The following is a 1,563-nucleotide window of genomic DNA, read 5'->3' on the forward strand; positions in this document are numbered from 1 at the left end:
GATGATGGCTGCGTTGGCGGCCGGCGAGCCGGTGACCCTGGAGCACGTCGACCAGTTCGTCGACGGTGCCGCAGTCAACCGGGCGGGCACGCTGACCTACGCGGCGCTGGCGGCGGCCGGCGACATGGTGTCGGTGACGACGGTCGACGAGGGCGCGGTCTGCACCGCCATGTTGGACCTGTACCAAAACGAGGGCATCATCGCCGAGCCTGCGGGCGCGCTGTCGGTGACTGCGCTGCGGGAAAACGATGTCGTGGAGCCGGGTTCGACGGTGGTGTGCCTGATCTCCGGCGGCAACAACGACGTGTCCCGCTACGGCGAGATCCTGGAGCGGTCTCTGGTGCACCTCGGCCTCAAGCACTACTTCTTGGTCAACTTCCCGCAGGAGCCGGGTGCGTTGCGCCGCTTCCTCGACCAGGTGCTCGGCCCCAACGACGACATCACGTTGTTCGAGTACGTCAAGCGCAACAACCGCGAGACGGGTGCGGCGCTCGTCGGTGTCGAGCTCGGCTCGGCCGAGGACTACGACGGGTTGCTCGCGCGCATGGAGTTCTCCGACATGGAAGTCGAGGTGCTCGCGCCGCACTCGCCGGCGTACCGGTACCTCATCAACCCGTAGTGCCTAGCGCGGAGCGACGACCGTTATTCCCTGTGACGTTGCGGCGGCGGCCAGGCGACTGTCATACGTGATCAATGCGCGAAGCGCCGGCGCCGTCAGTGCCGAAGCCAGATGAATCGCGTCGAGGGTCCGAAGATCGGACGGCCGGATCGCCGCGGCTTCGTCGAGGAGCCGGCTTGTCATCGCGACCGTATCCACCGCGTCAAGGAGGCGACGTGCGTCTTCAACGATCTCGACGGGCCCGCGTCGAACGACAGCCCGAATGAGTTCCGTTCGGGAGAGTGCTGCGCTAAATCGGACATCCGTTGCGTGGTCATGCAGAAATTGTTGCAGCGCAACGGATTCCGATTCCTCGACGATCAGTTTCACCAATGCTGATGTATCGAGGTACAGATGCGTCAACGCTCCTCAGCTCGCAGTCGCTGCAGGTCCTCCGATGCGTTGAAGCCATAATCCACTGGGCGGATGTGCAGGAGGTCGTCAGGTGACTCGGCAGGTATGACCTCGCCACGGAGAATCAAGTCCTGCCACGGGTCTTCGACAGCCGGCACGATGCGCGCCACCAAGCGGCCGCGCTGGGTCACCTCTACGGTTTCCCCCTGCGCCACACGGGCGATGTAGCGGCTCGCGTTCTGTCGTAGTTCGCGTAGGCCGATTCGCGTCATGTAGCACATGGTAGCACTAACTGGCTGCTCTGAAGGCGGGATCCACCTGCACGAGTGACTCGTCATGGGCCCGGAAGACCGGCTCGATGGAGATACCGACGTATGCCGCGACCTCTGTGAGCAACGTGGCCCACTGCCTGTCGGCCTCCGAGATAGGGCCTTTGCCAGGCCGTGTCAACAGCAGGGCCACGGTAGTGCCCGTAGGGAATCGGTCCAGCACGTCAGGCAGTGCTGTCATGACGTCCTCGATCAGCCGACGCCTCGGCCGAGGCCCGAGCG

The 1,563-nt window shown here is 64.6% G+C and carries 3 protein-coding genes and 1 pseudogene; 1 reads left to right on the top strand and 3 read right to left on the bottom strand.

What is annotated here, in order from left to right; genetic code table 11:
- On the top strand, positions 1-619 hold a 619-nt coding region (locus tag WB402_RS07725), incomplete at its 5' end, for a pyridoxal-phosphate dependent enzyme (RefSeq protein WP_424206581.1).
- A gap of 3 nt (positions 620-622) precedes the next feature.
- Here the strand turns inward: WB402_RS07725 and WB402_RS07730 are convergent.
- From WB402_RS07730 to WB402_RS07740, 3 genes and pseudogenes are all read right to left on the bottom strand, one after another.
- Positions 623-988, bottom strand: a complete 366-nt coding sequence (locus WB402_RS07730; protein ID WP_424206585.1) for a type II toxin-antitoxin system VapC family toxin — start codon at positions 986-988, stop codon at positions 623-625.
- Between the two features lie 29 nt (positions 989-1,017).
- Positions 1,018-1,284 (bottom strand): type II toxin-antitoxin system Phd/YefM family antitoxin, encoded by a 267-nt coding sequence (locus WB402_RS07735; protein WP_424206583.1) that lies wholly within the window; start codon positions 1,282-1,284, stop codon positions 1,018-1,020.
- Positions 1,285-1,300: 16 nt separating this feature from the next.
- A pseudogene (locus WB402_RS07740) lies at positions 1,301-1,563 on the bottom strand (hypothetical protein); the annotation flags it as partial.

The organism is Sulfuricaulis sp., assembly GCF_049587675.1.
In the GTDB taxonomy this organism is placed as follows: domain Bacteria; phylum Pseudomonadota; class Gammaproteobacteria; order Acidiferrobacterales; family Sulfurifustaceae; genus Sulfuricaulis.

Coding starts and splice junctions, on each gene's coding strand:
- WB402_RS07735 (WP_424206583.1), bottom strand. CDS start 1,284: ATGACGCGAATCGGCCTACGCGAACTACGACAGAACGCGAGCCGCTAC.